Origin of the sequence: Demequina zhanjiangensis (genome assembly GCF_030418315.1) — a bacterium.
Taxonomy (GTDB): domain Bacteria; phylum Actinomycetota; class Actinomycetes; order Actinomycetales; family Demequinaceae; genus Demequina; species Demequina zhanjiangensis.
The window spans coordinates 1-3,139 of the sequence record NZ_JAUHPV010000016.1; the positions used below are offsets into that span (position 1 = coordinate 1).

Annotated in this window: 4 protein-coding genes and 1 pseudogene; 4 read left to right on the top strand and 1 reads right to left on the bottom strand. The window is 70.3% G+C overall.

Translation table 11 applies throughout. From position 1 onward, the window contains the following. Positions 1-286 (top strand): annotated as a pseudogene (locus tag QQX04_RS14585) (hypothetical protein); the annotation flags it as partial. An 81-nt stretch (positions 287-367) separates the two neighbouring features. Beyond that, positions 368-706, top strand: coding sequence for a DUF952 domain-containing protein (locus QQX04_RS14590; RefSeq protein ID WP_301130452.1), 339 nt, complete (start codon positions 368-370; stop codon positions 704-706). Positions 707-713: 7 nt separating this feature from the next. Here QQX04_RS14590 and QQX04_RS14595 read toward each other — a convergent pair whose 3' ends face one another. Next, on the bottom strand, positions 714-1,745 hold the full coding sequence (locus QQX04_RS14595; protein WP_301130455.1) for an EamA family transporter: 1,032 nt from the start codon (positions 1,743-1,745) through the stop codon (positions 714-716). A gap of 38 nt (positions 1,746-1,783) precedes the next feature. On the opposite strand from QQX04_RS14595, the gene QQX04_RS14600 reads away from it, so the two are divergent. Together QQX04_RS14600 and QQX04_RS14605 are read left to right on the top strand one after the other, a co-directional pair. Further along, positions 1,784-2,344 carry a CGNR zinc finger domain-containing protein gene (locus tag QQX04_RS14600; RefSeq protein WP_301130457.1) on the top strand — a complete coding sequence of 187 codons (561 nt, stop codon included), beginning with the start codon at positions 1,784-1,786 and terminating at the stop codon, positions 2,342-2,344. Positions 2,345-2,461: 117 nt separating this feature from the next. After that, positions 2,462-3,139: PAS domain-containing protein (locus tag QQX04_RS14605; RefSeq protein WP_301130459.1), on the top strand; the 678-nt coding region annotated here is incomplete at its 3' end.

Genomic DNA, 3,139 nt, shown 5'->3' on the forward strand with positions numbered 1-3,139 from the left:
CAACCGGATCACCGCGATGATCTCCACCCTGCAGGAGGACAGCACGCACGTGACGACCGCGCTGACGGCCATCACGGAGCTGATCGATCAGATCTCCGCCGCGCAGACGTCGATCGCGGGCGCGGTCGAGGAGCAGTCGGCGACGACGAACGAGATCTCTCGTTCGGTGAGCGAGGTCGCTGGGACGGCGCAGGCCACCCTGGCCGACGTCTCGATCATCTGGGAGAGCGTCTCCCAGGCGAGCGAGGCCTCCCAGCGGCTCGAGGAGCTCAGCTCGCAGGGCTGAGCATGCCTCCCACGGACCCCCGGACGCCGCGGACTCGGCCGCCGGGGGTCCGTCGCGTCTGGGCGTGGCAACCTTGGATGCATGGAGATCGTGCACCTTGCCCTCGCGTCCGACTGGGACGCTGCCGTCGCCGCCGGCGAGTATCGGATCTCTGGGCGCGGCATGACGCTCGAGGACGAGGGCTTCATCCACTGCTCCACGTGGGTGCAGCTCCCGGCCACGGCCAAGCGCTTCTACTCGGACTTGACGGAGCCGCTCGTCGCGCTCGTGATGGACGAGGACGTGGTGCGCGCCGCAGGGACCGAGGTGCGCTACGAGGGCGACTCCGACCTGTTCCCGCACATCTACGGCCCGATCGACCCGGCGTGGGTGACGCCCCGCCCTGCCTCGATCGCGAAGGGCTGGCTCTCCTTCGAGTGACGCCTGGTCAGGCGGCGACGGGCGTGGGCGGCTCGACGGTGGGCTCGTCGACGTTCACCGGCTCGAGGTCTGCAGGTGTCGGAGGCAGAGGCTCTGCCGTGCTCGCCTCGATCTCCCGCTCGCCGAGCTTGACGACGATGACGCCGATGAGGACGAGGCCCGCTCCTGCGAGCTGGATGCCGCCCGGCGCCTGACCGAGCAGCAGCCACGCGAGCAGGGTCGCCGCGACGACCTCGAACAGCCCGACGAACGAGGCGAGGCGCGAGCCGAGGCGGCGGGTGGCTGCGATGCCTGCCACGTATGACACTCCGGCGGTGATGACGCCGAGCGCGGCGAGCACGGCCCAGACGGGGGCGTCGAACGGCACGAAGTGGACCGAGCCGTTCGCGAAGGCCATCGGGAGGATGCCTGCGACGGCCGCGATGACGAGGCCGACGAACGCGACCAGCAGTCCGCCGGCGGCGAGGGTCAGCGGCGGCAGCCCGGTGGAGTCGTCACCGGAGATCACGAAGTAGACGGCGGCGCCGACCATCGCGCCGAGCGCCCATGCCACGCCGGTCGTGGACAGCGGCCCCCCGCCGAGCACGTCCAGCAGGAGCACGAGCCCGGCAGCTGCGAAGCCTGCGCCGACGAAGGTGGCCTTCGCGGGGCGGTGGCCGTGTCGCAGCCACATCCATGCGACGACGGCGACGGGTGCGAGGTACTCGATGAGCAGGGCGACGCTGACGTCGAGCGTGGAGACGGCCATGAAGTAGCACAGCTGCGCACCGACGACGGCGAAGGCGCCGTAGGCGACGATCGTGCGGAATCCGCGGCGCAGCGCCGACCAGTTCCCTCGCAGTGCGAGGAGCCCGGGGACGAGCAGCACCAGGGCTGCGATCCCCACGCGGGTGAGAGTGGCCGCGCCGGCGGACCAGCCGAGGTCCATGAGGCCGCGTGCGAGGCTCCCGGACAGCCCGAAGGAGCCCGCGGAGACGAGGGCGAGGCTGAGGCCGGAGGCGACGCGCCCCACGGGCGCGTCATGAGTCAACGTCTGCATGACTCCTGACGCTAGCGGCCGCCTGATAATGTGTCAACATGGCTTTCACCGATGACACAGCGATGGCGCTCGAGTCCGGCGTGCGCCTGTCCAACACCGAGCTGGAGCCCGACACGCTCACGACGCTCGATCAGCTCCTGACGTTCTTCCGCGAGTACGAGTACACGGGCGACGAACCCACCGAGCGCGACCTCGAGGAGGTCCGCGCGATCCGCACGCCGCTGCGCCGCCTCTTCACCGCCGAGCGCGACTCGGCCGTGCCCCTCGTGAACCGGATCCTCGCCGACGCGCGCGCAGTCCCCCGCCTGGTCCGTCACGGAGACACCGACTGGCACATCCACGCCACCGACGACGATCGCCCCTTCGCCGAACGCGTCCTGGTGGAGACCGCGATGGGCATGATCGACGTGATCCGCGAGGACGAGATGAGCCGCTTCGACCGCTGCGCCATGGAGGACTGCGAGGGCGTGGTGCTCGACCTCTCACGCAACCGCTCCCGCAAGTACTGCTCGGTCACGTGCACCAACCGCGCCGCACAGGCCGCGTTCCGCGCCCGCCAGGCGTCCGACGAGGCGGAGGATGAGACCGCCGACGCCTGACCGTCACCCTGTGTCCGTTGACGGTTTTCTCACAAACCCTCGGGATCGGGAATTTCCGGGCGAATGACCCCGCAAGAGGCACCGCGCCCGCGGCCGCCCCGGATCGGGAGAGTCCCCATGTCACTGCTCGCACACCCGCACAGCGCCCGCGCCACCAAGGAGCACCCGCTGCTCACGCGCGCGGGCAATCTCCGCGCGATCCTGGACAGCGTGCAGGCCAACGTGTTCGTCGCCGACCTCGACCACAACATGGTCTACGCGAACCCCAGCGCGCTCGCGGCGCTGCACAGCATCCACGGCTCGGTGAAGGACAGCTTCGGCGTGGACTCGGGAGACATGGTCGGCGGTCAGATCCACCGCTTCCACCGTGACCCCGAGCGCATCAAGCGGCTGCTGGGCGACGGCAAGAACTTCCCCCGCTCCGCCTCCTTCAGCTTCGGCGAGACGACCCTTCACACCGACATCAACGCCATCCGCGACGAGTCCGGCGGGATCATCGGCTACTGCGTGGCGTGGTCCGACGCGTCGTGGGACGAGTCCGTGGGCGAGGTCGCGCGTGAGACCAGCAGCCGCATCCTGGAGCTCGGAGAGCGCCTCGAGGGCCTTGGCGCCTCGCTCACCCAGCAGGCGGGCCAGACCTCGCAGAGCGCGAGCACCGCGGCAGCCGCCGTCGAGCAGATGAGCGCAGCGGTTCACGAGATCGCAGGCTCGACGACGCGAGCCGTCGCCGTGGCGCACGATGCCGTCGGCGCCGCTCAGGACGCCAGCACGACCGTCGACAAGCTCGATGCCTCA